The sequence below is a fragment of the Pseudarthrobacter lactosi genome (assembly GCF_055412785.1).
On sequence record NZ_JBVAYS010000001.1, the window covers coordinates 1,426,785 to 1,453,248 of the forward strand.

The following is a 26,464-nucleotide window of genomic DNA, read 5'->3' on the forward strand; positions in this document are numbered from 1 at the left end:
TCGTTCACATGAGAACAACGACGACAACGAGCCCGGTTGCGGCCCGGCAGAGTGGTCGCGCCGTCAGCACGCCTATTCCGTGGGAGAGGATTGGGCTGGCTGTCCTCTTAGTGGGCACGGCGGCATCGTTCCTTTGGGGTCTGGACCGCAACGGCTGGGCAAACCCCTACTACTCCGCAGCCGCACAAGCAGGCTCCCAGGACTGGAAAGCCTTCTTCTTCGGTTCCCTTGACGCCGGCAACCTCATCACCATCGACAAGCCACCGCTCAGCATCTGGATCATGTCGCTCTCCGTTCGGCTCTTCGGACTCAATTCCTGGGCCCTGCTGGTCCCCCAGGCCCTTATGGGCGTCGCTACAACATGGCTGATCTACAAAATCATCCGCCGCAGCCACCCCGCCGGGCCCGCACTGCTCGGCGGCCTGATCTATGCCACCACCCCCGTCGTCGTACTCATGTCGCGCTACAACAACCCCGAACCCCTCATGGGCCTCCTCACCGTCGCCGCCGTCTACTTCGTCATCCGAGCAATCGACGACAACCGCTGGGTCTGGTACCTGCTCGCCGGAACGGCACTCGGACTCGGATTCATGGCCAAACAAATCCAGGCCTTCCTCCCAATCCCGGCCCTCATACTCGCCGTCCTGCTCTTCGGCGCCGGCACACTGGGATCCCGGATCCTCCGCCTCGTGGCATCCCTAGGAGCCCTCGTAATCAGCGGAGGCTGGTGGCTGGCCATCGTCGACCTCACCCCGGCCGCCAACCGACCATACGTCGGCGGATCCACAACCAACAGCATGCTAGAACTCACACTCGACTACAACGGCCTAGCACGGTTCATCAGGATTCCTATGAGTACCAGCGGAACAGCCGCCAGGCCCGGCACAGGCAGTGAGGCACCATACGACGGCGGCCTCAGCAGGCTATTCAACGCAAACTTTGCGCCGGAGGGAGCCTGGTTGCTGTTCACGGCGCTAACCTGTGCACTCGCGCTGGTGATGCTGTGGCGCCAGTCTGGTGATGCGTCCATAAATGCGTCGGCTTTGGCGACCATGGGCGTCATTTGGCTGGCCTCCGTTTACACAGTCCTAAGCTTCATGGGCTCCATGACCCACACGTACTACGTGTTCTCGATAAGTGCGCCAATCGCGGTGGTGGTCCCCTTGGGACTCTTCGTGCTCTGGAGCCAAAGGCATCGGCTTGTTTCTCGACTCATCGGCACCGTGCTGCTGATCGGAACCGGATATACCGCGGCCCGGATCTTCCAATACAGCGATGAATGGGGCGCCTGGCCGCTCATCGGCATGAGCGTGACTGTTCTCTCTGCAGCCGGATGGCTTCTTGCTGCGACAAAAACCCAACGAATGGTCACCCTCGGGCTGATGACGCTGGGTTTGGTCATAGCACCAATCGCAACGAATTTGATCACGTTGCCCCGTTCTCACAGTGGAACGAATCCGATCTCAGGCCCGGCAGGCAACCACCCGGAATCCTTGTCCGCTCATCTTGAAGCGGCACGAAAGGGCGATCCGCCAATAGCCAGGCACTTGGGGTTCGGTGTGGAGCCGTCGACGGCAGTAACCAGTCTGCTTAGGGCAACAGCGGGATCAGACTGGGCTGCCGCTACTTACACAGCCCAGAATGCAGCGCAGTATCAACTTGCTTCGCAACGCCCGGTCATCGCTCTTGGCGGATGGCTTGGGGAAGATCCAGCCCCCACTTTCGGCCAGTTCATTGCTCTCGTAGAAAGCCAGCGAGTTTCGTACTTCATTTGGCAGCAACCCATCGTGGACGAAGTGCCATTAGGCAGGGATGCTGTAGCTATCACAGATTGGGTTCGGTCGAACTTCAAGGGGGAAAGCATTGACGGCATCACAATCTTCGATCTTAGGCATTGACGGGGCCAGGCCCTACGGCGGACCCCCTTCAGAGCGCACACCAGCATGGGAACGGTGGGCACTCCTGGGCATAGTTTCCATGGCTGCTCTCATCTACGTCTGGGGTTTGGACGCCAACGGCTGGGCAAATGCCTACTATTCGGCGGCCGTTCAGTCGGGCCAGCATGATTTCGCAGCTCTCTTTTTTGGATCCGCAGACTGGGGCAACTCCATAACAGTAGACAAACCTCCATTGAGCCTGTGGGTCATGGGGCTGTCCGTTCGACTCTTTGGACTGAATTCGTGGGCCCTGCTTCTTCCTCAGGCGGCAATGACGGTGGCGAGCGCTCTGTTGATCTATCGTGTGGGGCGGCCACACCTTCCCGCAACATTGGCCCTACTCGCCACTGCTGTCTTTGCGACCACTCCAATCACGGCGCTATTGGCGCGTTATAACAATCCCGATCCCCTTATGGTGCTTTTAATGCTTTCGGCCCTCTATGCGGGAATTAGGGCCACCGTGTCGGAACGAAGTCGGCTCCTTTACATAACTGCCTCGCTTCTTTCGCTGGGGTTTCTGGCCAAGCAACTCCAAGCATTCCTGGTGCTGCCAGCCATAATCCTGGTCTTCCTGCTCTATTCATCATTTGCTTGGCGCAAACGGCTTGTCACGGTTCTCTTAGCTGGCCTGATTCTTGTTACCGGTTCGCTGGCGTGGCCTTTGGCCACAGATCTAACACCGGCCGAGTCTCGCCCCTATGTCGGGGGCACGGCCACAAACAGCACGATCGAACTAACGCTTGGCTACAACGGACTCGATCGAGTTCTGAAGCAGGAAGATGACCCTTCGCTGGCTCTTATGCCCGAAGAGATGCGGAGCGCTGATAGCGATGCCGGGTTCTTCAGACTGTTCAACGCCAACTACGGACAAGAGAGCGGTTGGCTACTAATCCCAGGTCTTCTTGCGTGTGTCGCCATCACAGTACAGCTATTGAGAGGGAGGTACGGTCGAAATAAGTCCATATTCTGTGCGGCCGCTGTTTGCTGGATGATGACTACGTACGTCGTACTGTCCTTCATGGGGAGCAGCTTTCACTCGTACTACACCGCATCTCTGGCAGCACCGATGGCTCTGTGTCTCGGCCTAGGCGCTGAGCTACTCCTCACTCCCGGGAGTACACGACTAAGCCGCGTCGGCGTTGGCCTGGCAGTAGTTACCAGCTGCATCTTTTCCCACGGAATGTGGCAGTTGAGCGAGGAATATCCAGGATGGCTAGGCCTGGTGCTCCTTTACACCGGTATGGTGTCCGGCGCGGCGGTCATGCTACCTGCACCGCGAAAATGGATCACTCAGACGGCTTCGTGGTTGGCTATCAGCAGCCTGCTCGTGGGGCCCATCTATTGTGCGGCGATCACCCTTGGATCTCCGCAGACTGGTTCCAATCCACTTTCCGGGGGCGTCGTCAGCAACCCGAATTCACTCAGCCGTTTCCTGCAAGGAGTCAAGGTTCAGAATCCGGCCTGGGCCACAGGGCTGGCCATTGGCAACAGTCCGACGCCTGGCATAGCGGAGCTTCTTCGCAGTGCGGACACCGGCTGTACATGGGCAGCCGCTACCTATCCTGGCCAGACCGCCGCCCGCTTCCAGTTAGAAGTGAACAGGCCAATAATGCCAATCGGGGGCTTCGCTGCAAAAGATCCGAGCCCGACACTGGAACAATTTCAACAGCAAGTGCAGTCTGGGCGGCTGTGCTATCTGGTCGAACAGCCTGAGCAACTCAGAGTTCCTGGAAACAGCTCAGAATTGCTGGCCATACATGACTGGGTTCGTATCACATTTCGAGCTGAAGAGATTGATGGAGTCAACGTCTACCGCCTCAGAGGTTAACTCGGGCTCCTGTCCACTACGTCGGAGCGGCGGCATCACCAAAATCACGTGGGCTGGATTCCCATCGCGGTGCCCCCGTTACCCCCGGAGGACGGAGGCCGACGATTCCTGATTCATACCCGACATTGAGGTCCGAGTGTTGCACGTAGATCAGCCCAAGTTTCGAAGGGCGATCGTAGGCGCGATTGGAAATGCTCATTAGATTCGTTCTCGCGCTCCTAGCCTATGGTTTACGGGTGGGTGACGCCCTTATCGCAGTCGTGTGGTTCCTGCCTCTGAACCTTGGTCTCGCATACATGGACATGAGGAAGAAGCCTGATTCGCCCTGAGCTGCACACCCACAAGGGACGTCTCCCGGCTTCGAATGAGTCTCGCGGACGTCCCTTCAGCCCGGTTGGGTTGCCGACCGGCCGTTAGACAGATTTCACGCCTTTGGCTCGCGGACCGGAGCGCTCCATACGCCCGTGCCAGCCGCTCCTGCAGACGGCTGTTCTCATCGGTGAGCTGTTGGAAGCGTTGGTGGCCAGTTGCAGCCGCCGCTGCGTAGATGTCTCCGACGCTCGAATAGACGACCCCGTTGGCGACGTTCTACCTGGCTATTTCCACTGCTGGAGCTGCTCCAGAACGTCTGGCTTGGTGTAGAGCCAGGAGGGTGATCTTCCGGCTGTTCTGGCCAGCTCGCTGACAGTTGGGGGTTGTGCGGTTTGGTCAAGTTGCTAGAGGGGGCATCCTCTGCTTGTTGGCGCGCTTTGTCTGATGGTTGGCGTGCGGCGGCCAGGAGGTTATGTGTGTTGTCAGTTCGCATCGTTGATGCTCCCGTGCCGGTGCTTTGGATGGTGCGATGACGCTTTCCAGGTTGGCCGCGACGTGTCGGTTCATTTCGACGACTCGCGTTTGCCCTGATGTCTCGGCCTAGGCTTTGAGTCTTTTGGTGGAGCGTAGATGGTCGAGGTGCTCGGTCAGGAAGTCGGTGAGGACGTCACCTTGATTCAGGACCACGGAGACGGCCTGATCCAAGACCACCCACAGTCATGCTGACCAGCGCCTAATGCGCACTCTCATCTGCCGTGCGGAAGCTTCATGACTGGGCTATTCGGCCGATTCATTAGCGCGGCGGATTCGCGGTTCCGCTGGGTCGGGCGAATCTCCATATCCGAGAATTATCCAGGGTTTGCACCAAGGGGGCTTCGGCAAGCGTGCCGAAACAGCTCAGCGCAAGTCGATAGTGTCTTATGCTGGCAAAACCGTTGGACTTTGGGTGGGAGCAGATATGAAAAGACGTCGGCTATTCGGCGTAACGGCAGCCGTCACGGGCCCACAGGCCGTTATTTCAGCGACATCCCGTGGAAAATCTTTCCGTTGATCAGGCTCCTGATCGTCTCTTACATCGTCATTGTGGCCTACACCGTGGGCTATTCCGGACAATTCAAACTTCCCACGATCATCCATCCGGGATTCCCCATTCACCGGTTCTTGGGAAAGGTGAACCTTGTCCTCCACGGATGCGCCATAGCCATAGCCCTTACTCTTCCGCCTCTGACGGAATTCCAAGGCATAACGACACTGTCGTACTTTTCGGCGCTCTTCGTGGCAGTATCACTCGCCATATACCGGTGGCGTCCCCTCAGCCTCTTCGTGCTCCTGTTTCGCCCGCAAGGAAAGCGGGGTAAACCGCTGGCGGAACAGGCCCGCACCCGATGGCCGTACGTTTGGCTGTGCAGTGCCGGGTACCTCCTGATGCTGATCTACATCCAGACCATTTTCGGAAGCCAGTGGTAAATGGGCGCCGTTGCTCCCTTTCTAGCTGCAGATAAGTGCTATTTCAATCCATGCCACACGAGCAAGAATCTGAATTCGGGTGAGGCGGTTGACACGTATTGAAGAGGGCCATCAGGCTAGCCTGCGGATTGTTGGGTGATCGTATGGGCGAGTCAGTATGAGTCGGTGCCGCTTTCGATGATGGCGCCATTGAAGGTCAGCCGGTCCACGATCGCGGCACAGAGACCTGGATCGGCGAAGGTCTTTGTCCAGCCCGAGAACGACTCTTTGCTAGCGATGGCCACGGAGTTCTTTTCCTCGCGTTCGGTAAGAACTTGGAACAACAGCTCTGCACCGCTGCGGTCCAGTTCCAAATAACCAAGCTCATCAATACACTGCAGGTCCACTCGCCCGTAGCGAGCAATAGTCTTGGCCAAGACTTTCTCGTCCGCGGCCTCGACGAGTTCGTTCACAAGCCGAGTCGCCTGGGTGTATTTGCCCCGGCAGCCCTTCTCCGCAGCCGCGGTCCCGAGGCCGATAAGCAGGTGGGATTTGCTGGTTCCGGAGTCCCCGATCAGGCACAGGGGTGCGCCTTTGCGGATCCAGTCCCCGGTGGCAAGGGTGTGGATGGTGGCGGGGTTGATGTTCGGGTTCGCGTCGAAATCGAAATCCCCCCGGCCACCTGTCCCGCGGAAACGCGGCTGCCTTGACGCGGCGGATCGAAGATCGCCGGTCCCGATCATCAGACTAGGCGAGCAGCAGTTCGGCCAGGAAGCCCTGATAGCTGAGTTGTTCCTTCCCGGAGATGGTCAGGGCTTCGTCCAGGACCGCCCGGACCGTGGGCAGGCGGAGCCTCCGGCATGCCTGGTCCACGGCCGCGACAGCGGCCTGTTCGGTCAGGCCGCACCGCCGGCGCAAGGTCGGTGTGATGGTGGTGGCCGGTGCGGTGGGACTCATGAGATGTTCTCCTTCGATGCTGTTCCTGCGGGGTGTTTGGCGCATTTCGCCAGCAGCTCGTCATAGGCACTGACCGATGGCACGGGCCGTGTGTCCGGCGGGAGCCCGGCGATGACGGCGGCGGGGTCCATGAGACGGCGCTGGGTGAGACTGACAACCCGTTGCACATTCACGTCCGAGTGAGCACCGGGCCGGACCCACCCTGGAATGAATCGTCGCGTGTCTGCGGGCTTCGATGGCGACAACATCGGCACTGACCGTGCCCACTCCCAGCGCCGCGGTGATACCTGCCTGCACATCGCCGGCGTCCATGGAGCGGTGGAGCAGCAGGACATCGATGAGTTCACGGGTTCCGTCGGCGCCGCCGTTGACCCGACGGGAGGCGGCCCAGAACGCCTCATGCGCGCTGGTGAATGCACCGGACTCCCGGGCCCGGGAGTTGATCAATGGGAACGAGTCGGGAAGCCTTATCTCAATGCAAAATATGGCCAGATGATTTGCTTAACCGCCATCATGAAGATGACTGTCGTGAAGATAGACTTCCCAGCCCCCAGCGCACGGATCGTCCCCGTGTCGACAAGCCATCCGAGCCCGGCCCTCTCCAGCCCTCGGCCTCTTACATTCTCCGCCCAAATCTCCGCAGTGCGTTCGTAGTTTCTCCAGGTCAGGAGGCCGACCCCAAAGACGGCTGCCAGAAATACTAGAACCGGAACGAGCAGGAGCAAATTGAAGACATGCGGTCCGAGGCGGAAACCTACAGAAATTGGAGCGCAGCAAAAAGCAGCTGCAGCACTCCCAGCCTGAATGATGCGCAACATCCGTACATGCCGTGGCAAGCGCCGGTGCTCAAATAGCGCTCTGCGAAACCCACCGCACATGTTCCCCCCAACTCTCGCTTATTAACCGCACCCTATACCGCCGCAAGGGGAGAGCCAATGCCGGAAGCCCTCATCAAGTGAGCCAGCAGAGGCGACAGCACCACAGCCTCTGGCACGGCGGGCAGGCAGCTCACTACTAAAGCAGGAGGGGTTAGTCGCCGCCCGCTCAAAGTTCCTGCAACGGAACGGCATGCGGTCCTGGATCAGGCCGTCCTCGTGGTGCTGAATTAGGTTGACATACGCAGGCTCTGAAGTCGGCCAGCCTCGGCCCACGGAAGCAATAGCGATCGGAGCACCCATGACGGCCCGAACTGAGCAGCTGGGTGACGCCAGGGAACTGTCTCACCACCGCGGTCCCAGAATGAAGTCGGGCCGGCCCGCGACTTCGGTATCGGCCAAACAAACGCCGCTTCGGCCATAAACCAGATTTCTGGATACGTGAAAAGCCCGCCCCGCCAATGGCGGGACGGGCTTCCGTGCAAGCGGGTTTAGCGCTTGGAGTACTGCTGAGCCTTACGGGCCTTCTTGAGACCGGCCTTCTTACGCTCGATGACGCGTGCGTCACGGCGCAGGTAACCGGCCTTCTTCAGGGTGGCGCGGTTGTTCTCGGTGTCGATCTCGTTCAGTGAGCGGGCGATCCCGAGGCGCAGGGCACCGGCCTGACCGGAGATGCCGCCACCGTGGATGCGGGCCATGACATCATAAGCGCCATCAAGATCGAGGATCTTGAAGGGCTCGTTGACGTCCTGCTGGTGCAGCTTGTTCGGGAAGTAGTTCTCCAGCGTGCGGCCGTTGATGGTCCACTTGCCGGTGCCGGGGACGATGCGCACGCGGGCAACAGCTTCCTTGCGGCGGCCAACTGCAGCGCCGGCAACAGTCAGTGCCGGGCGTTCCTTCTTCGGCGCTTCTGCTTCCGCAGGACCGCTCTCCGAGGTGTAGCTGGTCGGGTTTTCCTCAGCCACAACGGCCTCGGTGGTCTCTTCGTTCTGAGCCACGATTCTCCTTGTATAGATAAGTTGTTTGGTGGCCAGGACTACTGGGCGACCTGGGAAATTTCGAACGTCTTGGGCTGCTGGGCGGCGTGCGGGTGCTCTGCACCGCGGTACACCTTCAGCTTGCCCAGCTGCTGCGCAGCAAGGGAGTTCTTGGGGAGCATGCCCTTGATTGCCTTCTCAACGGCGCGGACCGGGTTGGACTCCAGGAGTTCCGCGTAGTTGACGGAGGTCAGGCCGCCCGGGTAGCCGGAGTGGCGGTATGCGCGCTTCTGCTCCAGCTTGGCGCCGGTCAGGGCTACCTTCTCAGCGTTAATAATGATGACGAAGTCGCCCATGTCCATGTGGGACGCAAAGGTGGCCTTGTGCTTGCCGCGCAGCAGGATTGCGGTCTGGCTCGCAAGACGACCAAGGACAACGTCTGTGGCGTCAATGACGTGCCACTGGCGGTTGATATCGCCGGGCTTCGGGGTGTACGTACGCACGGTTTTTGCCTCGTTCTTGTTCTGGCGTTCTTGTTTAGGTGTCACTCAAGCGTGTGCACCTACTATCTATGCGCTACCGGAACAGAGGTGAGGGCTCTATGTAACCAGTAATCCTGAAGTCCCGAATGTGCTCGTTGAGTAGTCATCCTGCAACCGGATTCTCAAGCGGGCACGCATCATCGAGAAAGGACACGCACAACGACTACCAATGTTAGCTTGAATCGGGCCTCGGGGTCAAAATGGGGTAGCCGGCCGCTCATTGGCCACCAGCCGGACTGACGCACGCAGGGGGATCAAGTGACTTCTTTGGAGCTGACCACTAGCAGCGGACCTTTCTTCACGGTCGGCATAGGGCTCATGGGAGCCACACTTTCGTTGCTCTCCGAGCTCCTGATCACTAGGTTCCTCCCCCGATTCGGCAGACGGCCATCGCTACTCGTGAGAGTTGCGACGGCGTCGATCACAGCGGCTGTTTGCTTCGCGTTTGCTCTCCGCATTGAAGATGTACTTCTACTGTCGGCATTCGTCTTTCTCGGCGTCCTCGGAATTCAGCTCGCACGAATTGATATCGAGCTGCATTTACTCCCCAATCCCCTCGTGTTGCTCCTCCTAGCAGGTGGGGCGGCACTCTTTGCGGCGTCCACTCTTGCCGGCCAACCGTGGAGCGACCTCCTGAACGCGGTCTCGGGTGGAGCAATCTTGTTCGTCCTTTACTTGGCCTTGGCCGTGATTTCCCCAAATGGCATCGGGATGGGCGACGTAAAGCTAGCTGCTCCGGTCGGTCTCTACTTGGGGTACTTAGGCTGGACCCAACTGTTTTATGGCGGGCTGCTCGGCTTCATCGTCGGCGGAGTTGCCTCAGCCATTTTAGTCAGGCGTGGCCGCGACAACAGGCCCACGGAAGTGGCGTACGGGCCATCAATGCTGGCAGCGGCCATTACGGTGATCCTCGCTTCAGCCTGAGTTTGGTGCCGTATTCCAGGCGCTTGACCGCAGCGCACCGGAGCCTCCAAGTAGTTCCACGCTGCCGAATCATCCAAAACTGAGTACTCCATTTACGTGGCCAAGTACGAGCTTCTTCGGTGTTCAAAAAATTCGAGTACAACTACGCATTGTTGCGATTCTCACCCGGTGCAATTCTTTAGCTAGCGAAAGTCCAGCAGCTAAAGAATTATGGGGGCCGCTGGAAATTCGTTGAAATAATCCACATCAATTTCACCGAATTAAGGAATCCTAAAATGACTGCAATCATGGTCTCCGTTCTGGCTTTTGTCTCCGGAGTCAAGGACCGTTTCACCTCCGAGAAGGGCGCAACCGCAACGGAGTACTCGCTCCTCGTTGCGTTCATCGCCCTGCTCATCATCCTCGGGGTGACCGCCTTCGGCACCGCGCTGAACAACTGGTTCTCAACCCTGGGATCTCGCGTAGGCACCTGGTAAAGACCCGGAGGCAAAGTGTGCCGCGTTCGATCAAAGTCTGACGCGGCACACTGTCCGGCCAAACCGATGCGGCAACTGCCACCAATGTGATGCCGGCACCCATTTGATCGCCTGGGGCGATTAGCCGGGCCACCATTTGGCCCACTCTCACGAAAAGGAAATCAAGAAATGACTTCACTCATGGTCTCAATGCTTGCCTTCGTATCAGGCATCAAGGACCGTATCGCATCCGAAAAGGGCGCAACCGCAACTGAATACTCACTCCTTGTTGCGTTCATCGCTCTGCTCATCATTCTCGGCGTCACCGCTTTCGGTACCGCCTTGAACAACTGGTTCTCATCTCTCGGCTCGACGGTCGGGACCTGGTAGCCGCAACCTTCCGCGGGTGTGCCGCTCCACGGGCGGCACACCCCAAAACACCAACCATCCTCGGGGGACCCGTTGAAGAAGACCTGCAAGGAAAGCACAGACCACAAGAGCCGTGGCGCCGTAGCTGTCGAGTTCGCCTTGGTCGCGCCGCTGCTGCTTGCTCTTGTCACCGGAATCGTCGAATTCGCCCACGCCTACAATGCCCAGATCTCGGTAACGCAGGCGGCCCGTGAAGCGGCTCGGACTATGGCCGTCAAGAACAATCAAACTGACGCCAAAGCTGCGGCAGTCGCTGGAGCACCTGGACTTACGGGGACCTTCGGGTACACGTTCGCGCCTACCGCCTGCGCCCCGGATACAACGATGAAAGTCACCATTTCCTACAGCTCGCCAACAATGACCGGGTTGTTTGGAAGTTCCGTAACCCTGACCGGAGTAGGAGCAATGCGATGCGGCGGTTAACTAGTCACCCCGAATCCCGGGAGCGGGGCGCCGTCGGTGCCCTCGTAGCTGTCGTGATGCTAGCGCTGATTGGCGCCGGCGCCCTCGCCGTCGACGCAGGGCAAATCTATGCAGAGCGGGCACAGCTCCAGAATGCTGCAGACGCCGGCGCTCTTGCCGGTGTTGATCTTTGCGCGGCCTCCGGATGTACACAGGCTAATGCTGATGCACTGGCGGCTTCGTTGGCCAACAGTAACTCCAACGACTCCAAATCGACGGTTCAATCTGTGGATCTATCGGTTGCAGGCCAGGTTTCCGTAACCACTTCAACCAAGGACGGCACCACAAACGCCGGGTTCCTTAGCAAGATGTTCGCGAGCGTCCTCAACGCTCCCCCGGCGACGGTGGGAGCCACGGCAACAGCCAAATGGCTGTACCCCACCAAGGGTATTTCGATCCTCCCGCTAACCTTCGCTACTTGCGAATTCAAGGATGACGGTATGCCTCACAAAATCCTTACCCAGGGTGGCGGCGGTGGCGCGCAGGACTGCAACGGACTCAACCCGTCCAACCAGATCATTCCCGGTGGCTTCGCATGGCTGAAACCCGATGCAAATGTGGGCTGCAAGGTCACCGCCGAAGTTGGCCAGTGGAGTCAAACAAGCACCGGCGCATCAGTACCTACCGGTTGCATGGATCTGTTCAATCCATCTATCAACCCGTCTTTGGCGGGCTCCACTGTTGCGCTGCCGGTCTACAAATACACATGCAATGGGATGACAGCGCAATTCGGTTCGTGCAGTGGAAACAACGTGTATTACTACATTGAGAAATGGGCAGGCTTCAAGCTCCAGGCGTGGAGCTTCTCAGGCCAAGCCAAGTACAACGAGAGCGTCTTCAGCAGCAGCGAGAAGGGCCTCTACGGAACCTTCGTGGGCTACTCCGCAGATCCGAACCTCTTCACCGGAGGCTCCACCACACCCAACGGCAATGTCATTGTCATCGGGCTGATCAAGTAAGAAACAACTAAGGGGAGAAATGAAAACACGCCTACTGGGAGGCATCGCCGCGCTACTCGTTGCAATCATCGGCACAGTCCTTCTCATAACATATGTTCAAAGCGCAGATCAACGGGCCATGGCAGGGACAGAAACGTCCGAGGTCTTGGTGGTTCAGAAAGCCATTCCGGCCGGGACTCCCGCGAGCGAAATCGGCGGCTCTGTCGCCCTGAAGCCCATCCAGAAGTCCAGCCTCACCGAGGGGACTGTCACGGAAATTTCAGAGCTCGGCAGTAAAGTCACCGCAGTCTCCCTGGTTCCCGGCGAACAGCTCCTGACTAGCCGTATGGTTGATCCCGACTCGTTCCTAGGGCCGTCAAGGGTTGCGGTGCCGGATGGTATGCAGGAAGTGACGATCAAGCTGCCCATCGAAAGGGTGGTGGGCGGAAAGATCACCGCAGGCGACACTATTGGCATCTTCATTTCGCTTCAGGAGACGTCTACCAACGGCGCAGGAGAGACGGCAACTCAGTCCTCGGGCACACAACTCACCTTCCACAAGGTATTGGTTACCGCAGCCCAGTTCAGCAACGGCAGCGCCGCCCAGCCTGATGCCGCCCAGAAAGGCGAATCCGACGGCGCGCTGAGTTCAGGAAACAGTAACCAAAGTGATGGCACGTTCCTGATCACCGTGGCACGCAACTCCGTCGAAGCAGAACGCCTCATCTACGCGGTCGAATTCGGCAAGATCTACTTGTCCAAGGAGCCGGCCGAAGCCACCGAAGGAAACACCGGTGTGGTTGATAAGACCAAGGTATTCCGATGAGCCGCTTCGTTCTCATCACGCCGAACACAGATTTCGAACGCCGCGTTCGGATGGCCACCGCCGGCATGCCTGGGTCCCTGCAGTACTTTCAGGCCGACTACCTTCCGCAGGGTCCGGCGGAAGTACTCAAGCAGCTCCTCGGTGAGCCGCCCGAGGTCTTCATCCTCGGTCCGGGACTTCCAGAAGACGACGCGCTGAAGTTCGCGTCGGTCATGGATTTGCAGTATCCAGAGATCAGCATGATCCTGGTGGCCGAGGAGTCCTCAGAGGTCGCCATCCAGGCGATGCGGGCCGGTGTGAGGGATCTTCTCGACCCTGCGGCTGAAGCGGACCACATCAGGATCATCGTGGAACGGGCCAGTCTGGCCGCTGCGGGTCGTCGTCGAGGCCTCGCACCGAGTAGCTCCGAACACCATGAGCATGCTGAAGGCGGCCGCATCATCGCCGTCATCTCACCGAAAGGCGGAGTGGGCAAGACCACGGTGGCGACCAACCTTGCTGTCGGACTGGGCCAACTGGCTCCTATGGGGGTTGTAATCGTGGATCTTGACCTGCAGTTCGGCGATGTTGCCAGCGGGCTAATGCTGGACCCCGAGCACACCATCACTGATGCTGTAGTGGGCGCCGCTAGCCAGGATTCCATGGTCCTCAAGACCTACCTCAGCGTGCATCCGGCAGGAATTTACGCCTTGTGCGCGCCACGGAACCCTGTGGAAATGGACCGCATCAGCGGCGACAACGTCAGCCACCTTCTTAAGCAGTTGCAGAAGGAGTTCCAATACGTGGTGGTTGATACGGCCCCGGGACTGGGTGAACATGTCCTGGCTACTCTGGATCTCGCGTCCGATGCCGTCTGGATCTGTGGCATGGACATCCCCAGCATCAGGGGCCTCCGCACCGGAAGCCAGATCCTCGCGGAACTGAATCTCCTACCCGACAGGCGCCACGTGGTCCTGAATATGGCCGACCGGAGGACCGGCCTGACGCTGCAAGACGTGGAAGCCACCATCGGCGCACCGGTCGACGTTGTCTTGCCTCGATCCAGGACAGTTCCGTTCTCAACCAACAAGGGCGTTCCCCTGCTTCAAGACGGTAGCCGGGACCCCGCCACCAAAGGACTGCGCCAGCTGGTCGACCGGTTCAAGCCGAATTGGGAAGCCAGACCTCATAAGAAACTGCACAGAAGGGCGGTAGTCCAGTGAACCTCTCACGCAGACTAGAAAAAGTGCGCGGTACGGAGTCACCGACGGCGCTGGTCGAAGCCGTACCGGCGAACCCGTTTGCGGCACAGGCTGGACCGGCAGAGCCGGCAACTCTGGGCCGAATTCACGAGGCCAAGACAGCAGAAACGGCCTACGCCGCGGACGTTGTTGAGCTCACACAAACGGCGGCCGTCGCAAGCGGCGCCCTTGGAGCCCTCAAGGAGCGTGCCAGCCAGGCACTCTACGAACGGTTGGGCGCACGCATCACCGACTCTTCGCTCGAAGAAGCCGAGTTGCATCAGTACGTCAAAGACGAACTCAAGATTGTCGTCGATGAGGAACAAGTACCGCTGACAGGGACTGAGCGCCAGCGGCTGATCCGGGAGATCATCGATGACGTCCTTGGTCACGGGCCAATCCAGCGCTTCCTGGACGATCCGACCGTGACTGAGGTCATGGTCAACCGATACGACCAAGTTTACGTGGAGCGCGATGGCAAGCTGACCCTGACAGACACGAAGTTCGCTTCCGATGATGCCCTCCGGCGCGTCATCGAAAGGATCGTGTCAAAGGTCGGCCGCCGCATCGACGAATCGTCGCCCCTCGTGGACGCGCGACTTGCAGACGGTTCCCGGGTGAATGCAATCATTCCGCCGCTGGCTGTCAATGGGCCCGCACTAACCATCCGAAAGTTCGGAGGAAGCGCCCTGACGGTCCAGAAGCTGATCGGTTACGGCAGCCTTTCGCCGGAGATGGCTGAACTGCTTCAGGCATGTGTCCTGGCCCGGATGAACATCATCGTCTCCGGGGGTACCGGCACAGGAAAGACCACACTGCTGAATGCCCTTTCGTCGTTCATTCCGTCTTCCGACCGCATCGTCACCATCGAGGATGCGGTGGAACTGCAACTGCAACAGGATCACGTGGTCAGGTTGGAAAGCCGGCCGGCCAACATCGAAGGCAAGGGTGAGGTTGCCATCCGCGACCTCGTGCGAAACTCTCTCCGTATGCGACCCGACCGTATTGTCGTCGGTGAGGTCCGCGGTGGCGAATGTCTAGACATGTTGCAAGCCATGAACACAGGACACGACGGATCCTTGTCCACAGTCCACGCAAACTCACCGCGGGACGCTATCGCCCGTCTTGAGACCCTTGTCCTGATGGCCGGCATGGATCTCCCGCTCAGGGCAGTGAGGGAGCAGGTGGCATCCGCTGTCAACCTCATCGTCCACATATCCAGGCTCCGGGACGGAACCCGAAGGGTTACGCACATTACGGAGGTCCAGGGAATGGAGGGTGACATCGTCACGCTTCAGGATGCATTCGTCTTCGACTACTCTGCCGGTGTTGATGCAAGCGGCCGATTCCTGGGCAAGCCTATTCCCACGGGTGTGCGGCCGCGGTTTACCGACAGGTTCGTCGAGCTCGGCATCCACATCTCTCCCCAAGTCTTTGGGGCCCAGCCCGTCAGGGGCCGATAGCCATGGGAGCCGAGTTGCCAGTGGGCATCTTCATCGGTGGGCTATTCCTGGTCTACGTGTCTCTCGGGCTCATCTTCGGAGTGGTCGTAAGGGGTCGGGCGGGAGTCGCGCTTTCGCGAAGGCGTCCTGATGCTGTTCAATATTCCTCAAGCTTGACCAGGCTGACGGAACATGCCACGGGGATTCTGAACCGAAGCCTGAAGAAGCGGCCCAGCGGTTTATTCAACCGCGAGAAGCTGGAGCAGGCAGGCCTCCACAAGGAGCCGGGCGACTATCTTCTGATGGCGGGAGCAATAACCCTGGTGGCGGGAGTGCTCGGGTTCCTCCTCGGGGGACTCGGGATCAGCATCCTCTCCGTTTTGCTATCCCCGTTTCTGCTCCTGGTGTTCCTGAACATGCTCATTTCGCGGCGCCGGCGGAAGTTTGACACGCAGGTGCCGGACACACTTCAGATGTTCGCCGGTGGTCTCCGCGCAGGACACAGCCTACTGAGGGCCATCGATGCGGCTGCTCAGGAAAACGACGGGCCGATGGCCGAAGAGCTCAGTCGCGTCATCAACGAGACGCGGATTGGACGCGACTTGGGCGAGTCCTTGGCTGACGTTTCCCGGAGAACGGCCAGCGAAGACTTCTATTGGATTGCCCAAGCCATTGAGATCCACCGAGAGGTGGGCGGCGATCTCGCCGAAGTCCTTGACCACGTCGGCGAAACAATCAGGGACCGGAACCAGGTTCGGGGACAGGTACGGGCCTTGAGTGCGGAAGGTAGGGTTTCGGCGGTCGTCCTGATGGCACTGCCGATCCTGATGTTCTTCGGTCTGTTGATCTTCAATCCCACTTACTCCAAGGTTTTCACCACCACGGTTGTTGGATTCCTTATGGTGGGTGCCGCCATTGTCCTGCTGTCCATCGGTGGGTTTTGGCTCAGCCGAATCATTAAGCCGAAGTACTAGGAGGCGGACGAAATGCAACCCATCGCATTAGCAGCAATCCTGGCCATCATTCTTCCGATCTCGGGCATGATCTGGCTGGCGTTCACGGGCGATCGCGCCGGAATTCGTAACATCCAAACCAATCTTGGACGCCGGCCCAGCCAAGTTGCCCAGTCGTTGAATGTCAATGAGCAAATCGCTGCCCTCTCCAAGCGGCTCACACCCCGAAGCTACGAAGCATGGCTGGACAAGCAGTTGGCTGGAGCAGGCAGGCCTAAGCAATGGCCACTGGCACGCATCATCATGGTGAAGCCGATGCTGGCTTTCGGCGGAGCAATTCTGGGGCTCCTCGTCTTCCTTGGCGCTCCGTCCGCTGGACGAGTCGTTATAGGCGTCGTGATCGTGGCGTTGGCGTACTTCGTGCCTGACATCCTGTTACGGAACCGGGCCCAGAAGCGTCGCGAGGAGATCCGGCTCGAACTTCCTAACGCGCTGGACCAGATGCTGATCTCGGTTCAGGCGGGATTGGGTTTCGAGACCGCCATGGGCCGGGCTGGTGAGAACGGGCGGGGTCCACTTGCAGACGAACTCATTAGGACACTACAGGATATCCAGGTGGGCCGGTCCAGGAAGGAAGCCTACTTATCGCTGGCCGAGCGCGTCGATGTTCCTGACGTGCGCAGCTTCATCCGGGCAGTTGTTCAGGCGGACACTTACGGCATTGCGATTGCAGGTGTGCTGAAGATTCAAGCCAAGGATATGAGAATCAAACGGCGGCAGCGGGCGGAAGAACATGCAATGAAGATGCCCGTCAAGATGCTCTTCCCGCTGATCTTCTTTATCCTGCCGACGCTGTTCATCGTACTGCTGGGGCCGGCCGTGCTTCAGATCATGGCCGTCTTTTCCTAGGAGTACCCGTGTTCTTGCAGCTAGCAGTCAACGTCCGTCGGCTCGTGGCAGCTTTGCAGTCCCTGATAAAGGACCAACGTGGCGCAACGGCCACTGAATACGGGATCCTCCTTTCCTTCCTGGCCCTTGCCCTGGTACTCGGAGTAACGGCTTTCGGACAGGCCTTAAACCTGCATTATTTGGGAATGACAACGACCCTCAAAACGGCCCTCGGGCTTCCTTGATCCCTGAGCCCCATTCCCATCGCGCCACACGGCGCCCCAAAAGCCGGACCCCCTCGGAACCCAGAACCGAGGGGGTCCGTTTGCGTGCCCGATTAGACACTACTTCGCAGCATCGGCACAGGATTTGCGTAGGGAAAGTGCAGGAAACGCGCAGCCGAGGAAATCCTTGCGCAGGATGCTGCAAGTTCTCATCAACATCGCATCAAGCGTTGCTAGTTTCGTGCTTGAGCTGGTGCAGGACCAGCCACCCGAACTCGCTCAGGAGTCGAAATGCTTTCTCTCTACACCAACCTCATGATCCGCCTTCGCAGTGAAGAAAAGGGCGCCACCGCCGTTGAATACGGCATCATGGTCGGCCTCATCGCTGTTGTCATCATTGTCGCCGTTGGCCTCCTCGGAGGGACGTTGACCACTATGTTCGAATCAGTGAAGTGCCAAATTGGTGGCGGCACATGGACCGACGTCGCCCAGACCACAACAACGGCCGCCGGCGGAACCTGCGCTCCCTGAGACGAGGCACCTCCCTCGAGCGCACCACCAGGCATCCGAGTGGCGGCGGCATTCAAGCCGCCGCCACTCTTCTCTCCCATACCCCGATGCGACTGACCGAAAGGCGCCACCATGTCCAGGGCATCCGAGCGTGGAGCCGTCGCGGTCGAGTTTGCGATCGTGGCGCCCCTCCTCGTCATGCTGCTCCTTGGCATCATGGAGTTCAGCCGCGCGTATAACGCCCAGGCCACACTCTCCGCCGCCGCCCGTGAAGGGGTCCGGGTCATGGCAATCTCCAACATCCCGGCGACTGCCAAAACAGCAGCCAAAAACACGGCACTTTCGCTGAAACCGGGGCTGGCGGACACAGACATCGCCTTCAAGAACCTCGATACGGGCACCGCCGTCTGCGCACCGGGCAACCGCATGAGCATCACCATTACATACAACCTGTCCACAATGACAGGCATAGCCGGCCCGTTTCCCATGACGGGAAAGGGAGCCATGCTATGCGGCGGCTAACTCCATCGAGCCCAAAGAACGACAGCGAGCAAGGCGCCGTCAGTGTGATCGTTGCACTCATGCTGGTGGCGCTGCTGGGGTTCGGAGCGATGGCTGTGGACGTGGGCATGCTGTATGCGGAAAAAACGCAGCTCCGCAACGGAGCCGACGCCGCTGCGCTGGCCATTGCTCAAAGGTGCAGCCGTGACCCGAACAACGTGGACTGCTCCACTACTTCATCCCTGGCAGCAGGTCTCACCAACGGCAACGCCACGGACGGTCTCAGCCATATCAAGTCCGCGGTGCTCGACAAAACCGCCCACACCGTGTCAGTTACCGCTGGCGCCCAGGAGTCTGGCCACTCCCCCAACGAAGTCTCACTATTCTTCGCCCGAGTCCTTGGGATGGACACTGCGGAAGTCACGGCCAGCTCATCGGCCCAGTGGGGTACGCCATCCAAGGGTCCCGTGATCCTGCCGTTGGCCATTGCCCGCTGCAAACTCAATCTGGTGCCGGGTGCGTTGACCGGCGCCGTCCAGGTGTTGGACCAAAGTTTCAGCGGCTGTGCTGGGATACCAGGCGGATTCGGCTGGATGCCGACCTCGGGAACGCAGTGCACCCTCACCGTGACCGCCGGGGCTTCGAACAACGCGGGACTTTGGTTCAGCGTCGATCCCGGCGCCAGTGCACCAACGGCCTGCGTGGCCGCGGACTTCGCCAAAGTGAATGATCAGACCGTACTCCTGCCGCTATATGACGTGGCGACAGGGACCGGCTCTGGAGGCAAGTACTACGTCAGCGGCTTTGCGGCATTTCACGTGACTGGCTACCACTTTGCGAACTTCAACTGGTCAACCGGCGGAACGATTCAGAACAAGACCATCCGAGGCTACTTCGTGAGGTTTGTGTCCCTTTCCGAGGCTTTCGAACTCGGCAACACCCCCGACTACGGGACGACTGTTGTCCGTCTCACCCCCTAGCAAGAACCGAAATTACAGGAGCACTCAGTGAAGTCACGTTTGTTGGCAGGAGTGGTGGCAGTCCTGCTGGCCATCGTCGGGGCTGTCATCGTTGTGTCCTACGCACAGGGCGCCGACCAACGGGCAGTCCGTGACCTGAACCCGGTAGGCGTCCTGGTGGTCACTAAGGCTGTGCCGGCCGGCTCTTCGGCAGAGACGTTGAAGGCAGCCGTGGCGCTGCAGCAACTACCGGGCACCGCCGTCGCCAAGACCGCTCTGGACACTCTGGACGGCTCGGGCGGAAAGGTCACTTCCGCAGATCTTGTCCCTGGCGAGCAGCTGCTGGCCGAACGCCTCGTCTCCCCAGAAGAACTGAAGTCCTCGGGCTCCGTACCAGTGCCCGCAGGGCTACAGGAAATCTCCTTCCAACTGGAGCCGCAGCGCGTCGTCGGTGGACGCGTGACGCCAGGCGACCATGTTGGCATCTTCATCTCCATGCCCACCGGCGGCATCGAAGCAAAGTCGGACAAGGAAACCGTCCAGCTGTCCATCCACAAAGCGCTGGTGACCGCCGTCCAGCGGGCGCCCGAAGGCGCAGCCGCAAAACCAGCACCGTCGGCGAGCGCGGAACCTGCACCGGACCCGCGTGACGTGAACCTTCCCACCGGATCGCTGATGGTCACGGTCGCTGTGGACGACATCAACGCCGGCAAGATCGTCTTCGCCGCAGAGTACGCGTCCATCTGGCTCAGCAGGGAGCCCCTCGACGCCCAGGACAGCGGACCACGCATCATGATCCGGCCGGACGTCTACAAATGAGCCGCTTCGTCCTCATCACCCCTGACGTAGACTTCGACGCCCGTCTCCGCCAGGCCGTTGCCGGTGGCCTCCAAGGCGGCGTGCAGACGTTCGTCACCAGCCTGCTGCCAACGGACCCCCATGAACTGTTCGCGCACCTGAACCAGGAGCAGCCCGAGGTGCTGGTACTCGGACCGGAAGTTCCCGTTGACGACGCCCTCCGGCTAGCCACTGTGCTGAGCGTCAGCTTCCCGGAACTCAGCGTCATCCTGGCCACCGATCCCGATCCCGATCCCGATCCCAGCTTCCTGCTTCACGCCATGCGTGCAGGTATCCGGGACATCGTCCCCCCGGACTCCGATGCGGCACAGATCCGCGTTCTCCTGGAGCGCGCCAGCCAGTCCTTCGCCAGCCGCCACCGTACGCTGGCGCCCCCGCAGGCAACGGAATCCGGCAAGGGCCTTGTCATCGGTGTCTTCTCACCCAAAGGCGGCGTGGGCAAGACCACCATTGCAACCAACATCGCCATCGGACTGGGCAAAGTTGCGCCGATGAGCGTCGTTATTGTGGACCTGGATCTCCAGTTCGGAGACGTCGCGTCAGGCCTCTACCTCGATCCCGAACACACTGTCACGGACGCGGTCTCCTCGGCAGCCAGCCAGGACTCCCTGGTCCTCAAGGCGTTCCTGACCGTCCACCCGGGCAGCATCTACGCCCTCTGTGCTCCGACCACACCCATCGACGCGGACGAGATCACACCCGACCAGATCAGCCGCCTGCTCGAACAGCTGTCCGAGCAGTTCCAATACGTGGTGGTTGACACCGCGCCAGGACTGCCCGAAATAGGGCTCGCGGCCATGGAAAAATGCACCGATGTGGTCTGGGTCAGCGGCATGGACATTCCCAGCGTGCGTGGTCTGCGGTCCGGGCTGGATATCCTGCGCCGGCTGGACATCCTTCCCGAGACCCGGCACGTGGTGCTGAACATGGCGGACGCCAAGAATGGCCTCACCGTCCAGGACCTGGAATCGACCATGGGCGCGCCCGTTGACGTAAGCATCCCGCGGTCCCGGGCGGTGGCCCTTTCCACGAACCGCGGTATCCCCGTGCTCCAGGAGCAGGTCAAAGACCCTGCGACCAAAGGGCTCAATCAACTCGTCGAACGGTTCAACCCCGCGTGGCGGGCAAAGTCCCAGCGCAAGCTGCACCGAAGGGTAGTGGTCTAGATGAAACTTTCAGAGCGCATTAGCGCTGCCGAGGCAAAAACCCAGACCGGACAACACGCGGTTCCCGTCAGGGCCTCGTCCCCCACCCTGGAACTGCCGCGTCCAGACGTCTCCGCCCAGCGGGTGCAGTGGTTTGACCAGAGTTCGGAACAACGTACGACGACGGCGGCACCGCCTGCCGCCGTCGTCGTCGCCGATCATCCGGAAGAGGTGAGAGTCAAACCCCAGCAACCAGTAGACGCTTTTGCCGCCCTCAAAGAGAGAGCTGGCACGGCCCTTTTTGAGCACCTCGGCGCCCGGTTCAGCGACTCAGCCATCACCGAACAGGAGCTGAAGTCGTCTGCCAAGGACGAACTCACCCGGATCATCGACGCCGAACAGGTACCGCTCTCCCCCGAGGAACGCGCGCGCCTGGTCCAGGACGTGGCCGATGATGTCCTGGGCTACGGCCCGCTGCAGCGGTTGCTGGATGATCCGGCAGTCACGGAAATCATGGTCAACCGCATGGACCAGATCTACGTGGAACGTAAAGGCCATCTCACCCTGGCGGATTCGCGCTTCAGCTCCGAGGAGCACCTGCGCAAAGTCATCGAACGCATCGTGTCGAAAGTGGGGCGCCGCATCGACGAATCCTCGCCCCTTGTGGATGCCCGGCTGGAAGACGGATCGCGTGTCAACGCAGTAATCCCTCCCCTGGCCGTTGGCGGATCATCCCTGACCATCCGTAAGTTCAGCAAGGTGCCCCTCACTGTCCGGAACCTCATCGACTTCGGCACACTCACGCCGGAAATGGCGGAACTGCTCAACGCCTGCGTCAAAGCCAAACTCAACATCATCGTGTCCGGCGGAACAGGTACGGGCAAAACCACGCTGCTCAACGTTCTGTCTTCTTTCCTGCCGTCCAACGAACGGATCGTGACCATCGAGGATGCTGTGGAACTCCAGATCCAGCAGGACCACGTGGTCCGGCTCGAGAGCCGCCCGCCCAACACCGAAGGAAAAGGTGAGGTGACCATCCGCGAACTGCTCCGGAATTCGCTGCGTATGCGCCCGGACCGCATCGTGGTGGGTGAAGTCCGCGGCGGTGAATCACTGGACATGCTCCAGGCCATGAACACCGGGCACGACGGCTCGCTCTCCACGGTGCACTCCAACTCACCGCGCGACGCCGTGGCCCGCCTGGAGACCCTCGTGCTCATGGCCGGCATGGACCTGCCGCTACGGGCCATCCGGGAACAGATCGCCTCCGCCGTCAACCTCATTGTCCAGATCTCGCGCCTGCGCGACGGGACCCGGCGCATCACCCATGTGACCGAAGTCCAGGGCATGGAAGGCGACATTGTGACTCTCCAGGATGCCTTTGTTTTCGATTACTCTGCCGGCGTGGACGCCCACGGGCGCTTCCTTGGCAAACCGGTGGCCACAGGAATCCGGCCCCGGTTCATCGACCGTTTCGAGGACCTGGGGATCCACGTTTCACCTGCGGTGTTCGCCACTCCGGCGGGCGCCGCAACAATGGGCGACGGCAAAGGCTAGGCAAAGATGCTGATTATTCTGGGAGCCGCACTCCTCTTCGTCGCCCCTGTCCTGGTGGGTATGGCGCTGGTGCTGCCGCGAACACCCGACATCGCGCTGGACCGGCGCCGGCCGTATGAGGCGGAGCCGCCGTCGGGCCTTACCCGGCTGACCAGCGCCACCGTGGGAGCCCTGGACACGTTCCTGGCAGCCAGGAACGTCCGGCTTTATAACCGCGACGCACTGGAAACTGCAGGGGTCCGGATGAGTCAGGCCGAGTTCATGGTGCTGGTCATTGCCGGTGCCATCGTGGGCGCGCTCGTGGGGCTGGTGATCGGCGCACCCTTTGTCTCAGTCCTGCTGGTCATCCTGGCTCCCGTCGTAGGGCACGTCCTGCTGGGGTTCCTGGCCGGCAAACGGCGGGCCAAGTTCGATCAGCAGCTGGGTGACACGCTGCAACTCCTGTCCGGGGGCTTGCGGGCGGGGCACAGTATCCTCCGTGCCGTCGACGCAGCGGCGGCCGAGTCGCAGAGCCCCACCTCCGAGGAGATGCGCCGCGTCATCACCGAGACCAGCCTGGGCCGTGACCTGCTGGATTCCCTGACTGACACGTCAGAGCGGATGCAGAACGAGGACTTCGTCTGGATCGCCCAGGCCATCCAGATCAACCGCGAAGTGGGCGGAAACCTGGCGGAAGTCCTGGACCAGGTCAACGAGACCATCCGCGAGCGCAGCGAGATCAAAGGGCATATTAAGTCCCTTGCTGCGGAAGGGAAGTTCTCCGCCTATATCCTCATCGCCATGCCCATCGGCATCGTGTTGATGCTGATGACGGTAAACCCCGGTTACATGAACTCGATGTTCACCCATCCATTGGGGTGGGGCATGATCGGCGCTTCGGTGGTCCTGATGACGATCGGCAGCCTGTGGATGCGCAAAATTATCGATCTGAAGTTCTGAGGCGACGATGAGTCCACTGATTATTTCCTCGCTCCTGCTGGTCTCCGTGCCTATCGGCTACCTGGCCTGGGCTGTCCTCTCCGTAGACCGGAAGGCACGGAGTGCCACGGTGGCTATCCTGAACCGGGGCCGACGGTCTGCCGAGGCGCCTGAGAAGAAATCCGCAGGTCTTTTGGAAGGCATCGGGTACCGTCTGGCGCCCCCTGTCTACGTCCGCAAACTGGACAGACTGCTGGCCCTGGCCGGCCGGCCCAATGGCTGGCCACTGAGCCGAATCCTTATGGCAAAGCCGGCGCTGGGTCTTGTGGGAGCCTCGCTGTTTGTCCTGATCAGCACGAGCAGCCCTATGCCCATGATGAAGCTCGCCGGCCTGTTCCTCCTCTTCCTGGGCTACTTCATCCCGGACCTGATGCTCTACAGCAAGGGCCTGGAGCGGCAAAAGGCCATGCAGCTGGAACTGGCCAACACCCTGGATCAGATGCTGATCTCCGTAGAGGCCGGCCTCGGCTTCGAAGGGGCGATGGCCCGGGCCGGCGAAAACGGCAAGGGGCCGCTGGCCGACGAACTGGTCCGCACCCTGCAGGACATGCAGGTTGGCCGCAGCCGCCGGGAGTCATACCAGGCACTGGCCGAGCGGACCAGCATCCCGGAACTGCGAAGCTTCGTCCAGGCGGTGGTGCAGGCCGATGCATACGGCATTGCCATCAGCCGCGTGCTGCGGATCCAGGCCAAGGTCATGCGAGTAAAGCGGCGGCAGCGGGCCGAGGAGAAGGCCATGAAACTCCCAGTGATGATCCTCTTTCCCCTGCTGTTCTTTATCTTTCCCGTGCTCTTCATTGCCATTCTGGGGCCAGCGGTTATCAACACGGTTGTCACATTCAGCGGGCAATAACGCCGGATACCACCAGTCAAGGCTGACTCAAGGTTTCCACAGGATCTACTGAAAATGGGCTCTCACGTTACTACAGGAAGTAGCCTTGAAGCATGGATAGTCCACCACTCACCTCCAGCAGCGGGGGTGTCCCTGCTGAGCCGTCGGCTGCGGGGGCTGCTGCGGGCGTGGGCTCGGTCCCGCCGAAGTCGGGCGACGAGCCCACTCGCTGGGTCGAACCGGATATCCTGGCGGAGCTGGAAGAAGAGCTGGACGGCCCCGAACTTGCCCTTGGATTCGCCCGCGATTACGCGTCTTTGTGGGACCAGCGCTACAGCCGGCTCGCGGCAGCGGTCCACACCGAGGACCGCCCCGTTGCGTTGGACGCCGTCATCAGCCTGCGGATCGCTTCAGCCATGGTGGGCGGGATCCGGTTGTCAGTTCTGGCCCAGGCCCTGGAGGATGCCATCCGCGGCAGCGACTTCGTCCAAGGCCAGGCCCTGCTGGGAATCGTGGCCGAACACGGCGTGCGGACAGTCTCCGAGCTCCAGGCGAGCTACATCCTCAAGAACGACTAGTGATCGGCCCCCGGCCAGCCCGGCAGGTCGGTCCGGTTCGGCGCCAGCCGGTAGCCCACTCCCCGCACAGTCTGAAGCCAGCGCGGTGACAGCGGATCCTCCCGCAGCTTGCGGCGAAGGTTTCCCACATGGACTTCCACGGCCCGCTCGTCAGCCTCACTGATGTAGGCATCAGCCTCATACAGGTCACCCCGGACCGCACGCACCAGATCGGACCGGGTGCATACTGCCCCCTCGCCGCGGAGCAACGTGTGCAGGAGGTCGAACTCGCTGCGCGTTAGCCCGGGGTCTACCTCACCAATAGCCACGGTGCGGGTCCGGTAGTTCAACGTGAGCCCGTTGTGCTGGAGAACGCCCGCGTGGGTGAACGTTGCCGGCGCGGCGGGAGTTGAAGCCCATGCAGCAGCCTCGGGAGGACTGGTGACCTCATGGCGCGGCCTGCGCATCATGGCCGCCACCCTGGCCCGGAGTTCACGCGGCCGGAAGGGCTTGGCGATGTAGTCATCCGCCCCGGCGTTCAGGGCAGAGAGCAGATCGGGTTCCTCGGTCCGGCCGGTCAGCATGACCACATAGGCATCACTGAAATTCCGGATGCGCCGCAGGACTTCGAAACCGTCAATGTCCGGCAGGCCGATGTCCAAGGTGACCACCTGGGCCTTGTTATGTCGGACAACCTCTACGCCTGCCCGCCCCTCGGCGGCAGTATGGACCTCAAAGCCCGCCTGACTCAGGATCCCCTCAAGGAGGTTCCGTACATCGGCGTCGTCTTCAATGACTACCGCTACCCCAAGATCTTCCATGTCTATCCCTGTTGCCAGGTGGACGAGGTCCCCATCAGCCCAGCGCTAATCCCTCGTCCACTCCAACTCTCTATACGGTACAAGTATGAACGGCAGATAACACGCCTTCCA

General features: G+C 60.4%; 26 protein-coding genes and 2 pseudogenes. 23 read left to right on the forward strand and 5 right to left on the reverse strand.

Translation table 11 applies throughout. From position 1 onward, the window contains the following. Positions 1-8: 8 nt before the first annotated feature. The 3 genes from ACZY0Q_RS06510 to ACZY0Q_RS06520 all read left to right on the forward strand — a co-directional run bounded on the left by ACZY0Q_RS06510 (position 9) and on the right by ACZY0Q_RS06520 (position 5,544). Positions 9-1,898 carry a glycosyltransferase family 39 protein gene (locus ACZY0Q_RS06510; protein ID WP_463915347.1) on the forward strand — a complete coding sequence of 630 codons (1,890 nt, stop codon included), beginning with the start codon at positions 9-11 and terminating at the stop codon, positions 1,896-1,898. Between the two features lie 79 nt (positions 1,899-1,977). Beyond that, positions 1,978-3,765 (forward strand): ArnT family glycosyltransferase, encoded by a 1,788-nt coding sequence (locus ACZY0Q_RS06515; protein WP_463915348.1) that lies wholly within the window; start codon positions 1,978-1,980, stop codon positions 3,763-3,765. A 1,359-nt stretch (positions 3,766-5,124) separates the two neighbouring features. Next, a complete protein-coding gene (locus tag ACZY0Q_RS06520) occupies positions 5,125-5,544 on the forward strand; it encodes a hypothetical protein (RefSeq protein WP_463915349.1) in 420 nt (139 codons plus the stop codon). Positions 5,545-5,696: 152 nt separating this feature from the next. Here ACZY0Q_RS06520 and istB read toward each other — a convergent pair. The 4 genes and pseudogenes from istB to rplM form a co-directional block, all read right to left on the reverse strand. Beyond that, positions 5,697-6,480, reverse strand: a pseudogene (gene istB / locus ACZY0Q_RS06525) (IS21-like element helper ATPase IstB). Continuing rightward, positions 6,477-6,945 (reverse strand): annotated as a pseudogene (locus tag ACZY0Q_RS06530) (IS21 family transposase); the annotation flags it as partial. The pseudogenes istB and ACZY0Q_RS06530, both read right to left, overlap by 4 nt. 901 nt (positions 6,946-7,846) lie before the next feature. After that, a complete protein-coding gene (rpsI, locus tag ACZY0Q_RS06535) occupies positions 7,847-8,353 on the reverse strand; it encodes a 30S ribosomal protein S9 (RefSeq protein ID WP_463915350.1) in 507 nt (168 codons plus the stop codon). Positions 8,354-8,391: 38 nt separating this feature from the next. Beyond that, complete coding sequence (gene rplM / locus ACZY0Q_RS06540; RefSeq protein WP_058931751.1) at positions 8,392-8,835, reverse strand: 50S ribosomal protein L13; 444 nt, start codon at positions 8,833-8,835, stop codon at positions 8,392-8,394. Positions 8,836-9,132: 297 nt separating this feature from the next. Between rplM and ACZY0Q_RS06545 the strand changes: the two genes are divergently transcribed. From ACZY0Q_RS06545 to ACZY0Q_RS06640, 20 genes are all read left to right on the forward strand, one after another. Beyond that, positions 9,133-9,798, forward strand: a complete 666-nt coding sequence (locus tag ACZY0Q_RS06545) for a prepilin peptidase (RefSeq protein WP_463915351.1) — start codon at positions 9,133-9,135, stop codon at positions 9,796-9,798. 275 nt (positions 9,799-10,073) lie between these two features. Beyond that, positions 10,074-10,274, forward strand: coding sequence for a Flp family type IVb pilin (locus ACZY0Q_RS06550; protein WP_463915352.1), 201 nt, complete (start codon positions 10,074-10,076; stop codon positions 10,272-10,274). A gap of 168 nt (positions 10,275-10,442) precedes the next feature. Then, on the forward strand, positions 10,443-10,643 hold the full coding sequence (locus ACZY0Q_RS06555; protein ID WP_463915353.1) for a Flp family type IVb pilin: 201 nt from the start codon (positions 10,443-10,445) through the stop codon (positions 10,641-10,643). Between the two features lie 18 nt (positions 10,644-10,661). Then, positions 10,662-11,105 (forward strand): TadE family protein, encoded by a 444-nt coding sequence (locus ACZY0Q_RS06560; RefSeq protein ID WP_463915354.1) that lies wholly within the window; start codon positions 10,662-10,664, stop codon positions 11,103-11,105. After that, positions 11,093-12,103 carry a pilus assembly protein TadG-related protein gene (locus tag ACZY0Q_RS06565; RefSeq protein WP_463915355.1) on the forward strand — a complete coding sequence of 337 codons (1,011 nt, stop codon included), beginning with the start codon at positions 11,093-11,095 and terminating at the stop codon, positions 12,101-12,103. The genes ACZY0Q_RS06560 and ACZY0Q_RS06565 overlap by 13 nt, the downstream gene beginning before the upstream one ends. Positions 12,104-12,221: 118 nt before the next feature. Beyond that, complete coding sequence (cpaB, locus tag ACZY0Q_RS06570; protein WP_463915356.1) at positions 12,222-12,908, forward strand: Flp pilus assembly protein CpaB; 687 nt, start codon at positions 12,222-12,224, stop codon at positions 12,906-12,908. Continuing rightward, complete coding sequence (locus ACZY0Q_RS06575) at positions 12,905-14,110, forward strand: AAA family ATPase (protein WP_463915357.1); 1,206 nt, start codon at positions 12,905-12,907, stop codon at positions 14,108-14,110. The genes cpaB (ACZY0Q_RS06570) and ACZY0Q_RS06575 overlap by 4 nt, the downstream gene beginning before the upstream one ends. Further along, complete coding sequence (locus ACZY0Q_RS06580) at positions 14,107-15,591, forward strand: CpaF family protein (protein ID WP_463915358.1); 1,485 nt, start codon at positions 14,107-14,109, stop codon at positions 15,589-15,591. Before ACZY0Q_RS06575 ends, ACZY0Q_RS06580 begins: the two co-directional genes overlap by 4 nt. A gap of 20 nt (positions 15,592-15,611) precedes the next feature. Beyond that, positions 15,612-16,544, forward strand: a complete 933-nt coding sequence (locus tag ACZY0Q_RS06585) for a type II secretion system F family protein (protein ID WP_463915359.1) — start codon at positions 15,612-15,614, stop codon at positions 16,542-16,544. Positions 16,545-16,556: 12 nt separating this feature from the next. Further along, entirely contained in the window at positions 16,557-17,432 is an 876-nt protein-coding gene (locus ACZY0Q_RS06590; RefSeq protein WP_463915360.1) for a type II secretion system F family protein, read from the forward strand. 44 nt (positions 17,433-17,476) lie between these two features. Next, the gene (locus tag ACZY0Q_RS06595) at positions 17,477-17,656 is read left to right on the forward strand and encodes a Flp family type IVb pilin (RefSeq protein ID WP_463916272.1); all 180 of its coding nucleotides are present in this window, start codon (positions 17,477-17,479) and stop codon (positions 17,654-17,656) included. A 270-nt stretch (positions 17,657-17,926) separates the two neighbouring features. Beyond that, entirely contained in the window at positions 17,927-18,166 is a 240-nt protein-coding gene (locus ACZY0Q_RS06600; protein ID WP_463915361.1) for a Flp family type IVb pilin, read from the forward strand. Between the two features lie 111 nt (positions 18,167-18,277). Next, a complete protein-coding gene (locus ACZY0Q_RS06605) occupies positions 18,278-18,667 on the forward strand; it encodes a TadE/TadG family type IV pilus assembly protein (RefSeq protein ID WP_463915362.1) in 390 nt (129 codons plus the stop codon). A gap of 44 nt (positions 18,668-18,711) precedes the next feature. Continuing rightward, positions 18,712-19,626, forward strand: a complete 915-nt coding sequence (locus tag ACZY0Q_RS06610; RefSeq protein ID WP_463915363.1) for a pilus assembly protein TadG-related protein — start codon at positions 18,712-18,714, stop codon at positions 19,624-19,626. A 27-nt stretch (positions 19,627-19,653) separates the two neighbouring features. Continuing rightward, positions 19,654-20,424 (forward strand): Flp pilus assembly protein CpaB, encoded by a 771-nt coding sequence (gene cpaB, locus ACZY0Q_RS06615; protein ID WP_463915364.1) that lies wholly within the window; start codon positions 19,654-19,656, stop codon positions 20,422-20,424. Next, positions 20,421-21,629 (forward strand): AAA family ATPase, encoded by a 1,209-nt coding sequence (locus ACZY0Q_RS06620; protein WP_463915365.1) that lies wholly within the window; start codon positions 20,421-20,423, stop codon positions 21,627-21,629. Before cpaB (ACZY0Q_RS06615) ends, ACZY0Q_RS06620 begins: the two co-directional genes overlap by 4 nt. Further along, positions 21,630-23,165, forward strand: coding sequence for a CpaF family protein (locus ACZY0Q_RS06625; protein WP_463915366.1), 1,536 nt, complete (start codon positions 21,630-21,632; stop codon positions 23,163-23,165). Between the two features lie 6 nt (positions 23,166-23,171). After that, positions 23,172-24,104 (forward strand): type II secretion system F family protein, encoded by a 933-nt coding sequence (locus ACZY0Q_RS06630; RefSeq protein WP_463915367.1) that lies wholly within the window; start codon positions 23,172-23,174, stop codon positions 24,102-24,104. Between the two features lie 7 nt (positions 24,105-24,111). After that, complete coding sequence (locus ACZY0Q_RS06635; protein ID WP_463915368.1) at positions 24,112-24,996, forward strand: type II secretion system F family protein; 885 nt, start codon at positions 24,112-24,114, stop codon at positions 24,994-24,996. Positions 24,997-25,088: 92 nt separating this feature from the next. Then, on the forward strand, positions 25,089-25,553 hold the full coding sequence (locus ACZY0Q_RS06640) for an Hpt domain-containing protein (RefSeq protein WP_463915369.1): 465 nt from the start codon (positions 25,089-25,091) through the stop codon (positions 25,551-25,553). Here ACZY0Q_RS06640 and ACZY0Q_RS06645 read toward each other — a convergent pair. After that, on the reverse strand, positions 25,550-26,353 hold the full coding sequence (locus ACZY0Q_RS06645; RefSeq protein WP_463915370.1) for a response regulator transcription factor: 804 nt from the start codon (positions 26,351-26,353) through the stop codon (positions 25,550-25,552). The genes ACZY0Q_RS06640 and ACZY0Q_RS06645 overlap by 4 nt on opposite strands. Between the last annotated feature and the right edge of the window lie 111 nt (positions 26,354-26,464).

Excerpts from the sequence above, each read along its gene's own strand:
- ACZY0Q_RS06645 (WP_463915370.1), bottom strand. The coding sequence starts at position 26,353 with ATGGAAGATCTTGGGGTAGCGGTAGTCATTGAAGACGACGCCGATGTA.
- ACZY0Q_RS06630 (WP_463915367.1), top strand. The coding sequence starts at position 23,172 with ATGCTGATTATTCTGGGAGCCGCACTCCTCTTCGTCGCCCCTGTCCTG.
- ACZY0Q_RS06550 (WP_463915352.1), top strand. The coding sequence starts at position 10,074 with ATGACTGCAATCATGGTCTCCGTTCTGGCTTTTGTCTCCGGAGTCAAG.
- ACZY0Q_RS06640 (WP_463915369.1), top strand. The coding sequence starts at position 25,089 with ATGGATAGTCCACCACTCACCTCCAGCAGCGGGGGTGTCCCTGCTGAG.
- ACZY0Q_RS06600 (WP_463915361.1), top strand. The coding sequence starts at position 17,927 with ATGCTTTCTCTCTACACCAACCTCATGATCCGCCTTCGCAGTGAAGAA.
- ACZY0Q_RS06515 (WP_463915348.1), top strand. The coding sequence starts at position 1,978 with ATGGCTGCTCTCATCTACGTCTGGGGTTTGGACGCCAACGGCTGGGCA.
- cpaB (WP_463915356.1), top strand. The coding sequence starts at position 12,222 with ATGGCAGGGACAGAAACGTCCGAGGTCTTGGTGGTTCAGAAAGCCATT.
- ACZY0Q_RS06605 (WP_463915362.1), top strand. The coding sequence starts at position 18,278 with ATGTCCAGGGCATCCGAGCGTGGAGCCGTCGCGGTCGAGTTTGCGATC.
- ACZY0Q_RS06575 (WP_463915357.1), top strand. The coding sequence starts at position 12,905 with ATGAGCCGCTTCGTTCTCATCACGCCGAACACAGATTTCGAACGCCGC.
- ACZY0Q_RS06635 (WP_463915368.1), top strand. The coding sequence starts at position 24,112 with ATGAGTCCACTGATTATTTCCTCGCTCCTGCTGGTCTCCGTGCCTATC.
- ACZY0Q_RS06620 (WP_463915365.1), top strand. The coding sequence starts at position 20,421 with ATGAGCCGCTTCGTCCTCATCACCCCTGACGTAGACTTCGACGCCCGT.
- ACZY0Q_RS06625 (WP_463915366.1), top strand. The coding sequence starts at position 21,630 with ATGAAACTTTCAGAGCGCATTAGCGCTGCCGAGGCAAAAACCCAGACC.
- ACZY0Q_RS06555 (WP_463915353.1), top strand. The coding sequence starts at position 10,443 with ATGACTTCACTCATGGTCTCAATGCTTGCCTTCGTATCAGGCATCAAG.
- ACZY0Q_RS06510 (WP_463915347.1), top strand. The coding sequence starts at position 9 with ATGAGAACAACGACGACAACGAGCCCGGTTGCGGCCCGGCAGAGTGGT.
- ACZY0Q_RS06590 (WP_463915360.1), top strand. The coding sequence starts at position 16,557 with ATGCAACCCATCGCATTAGCAGCAATCCTGGCCATCATTCTTCCGATC.
- ACZY0Q_RS06565 (WP_463915355.1), top strand. The coding sequence starts at position 11,093 with ATGCGGCGGTTAACTAGTCACCCCGAATCCCGGGAGCGGGGCGCCGTC.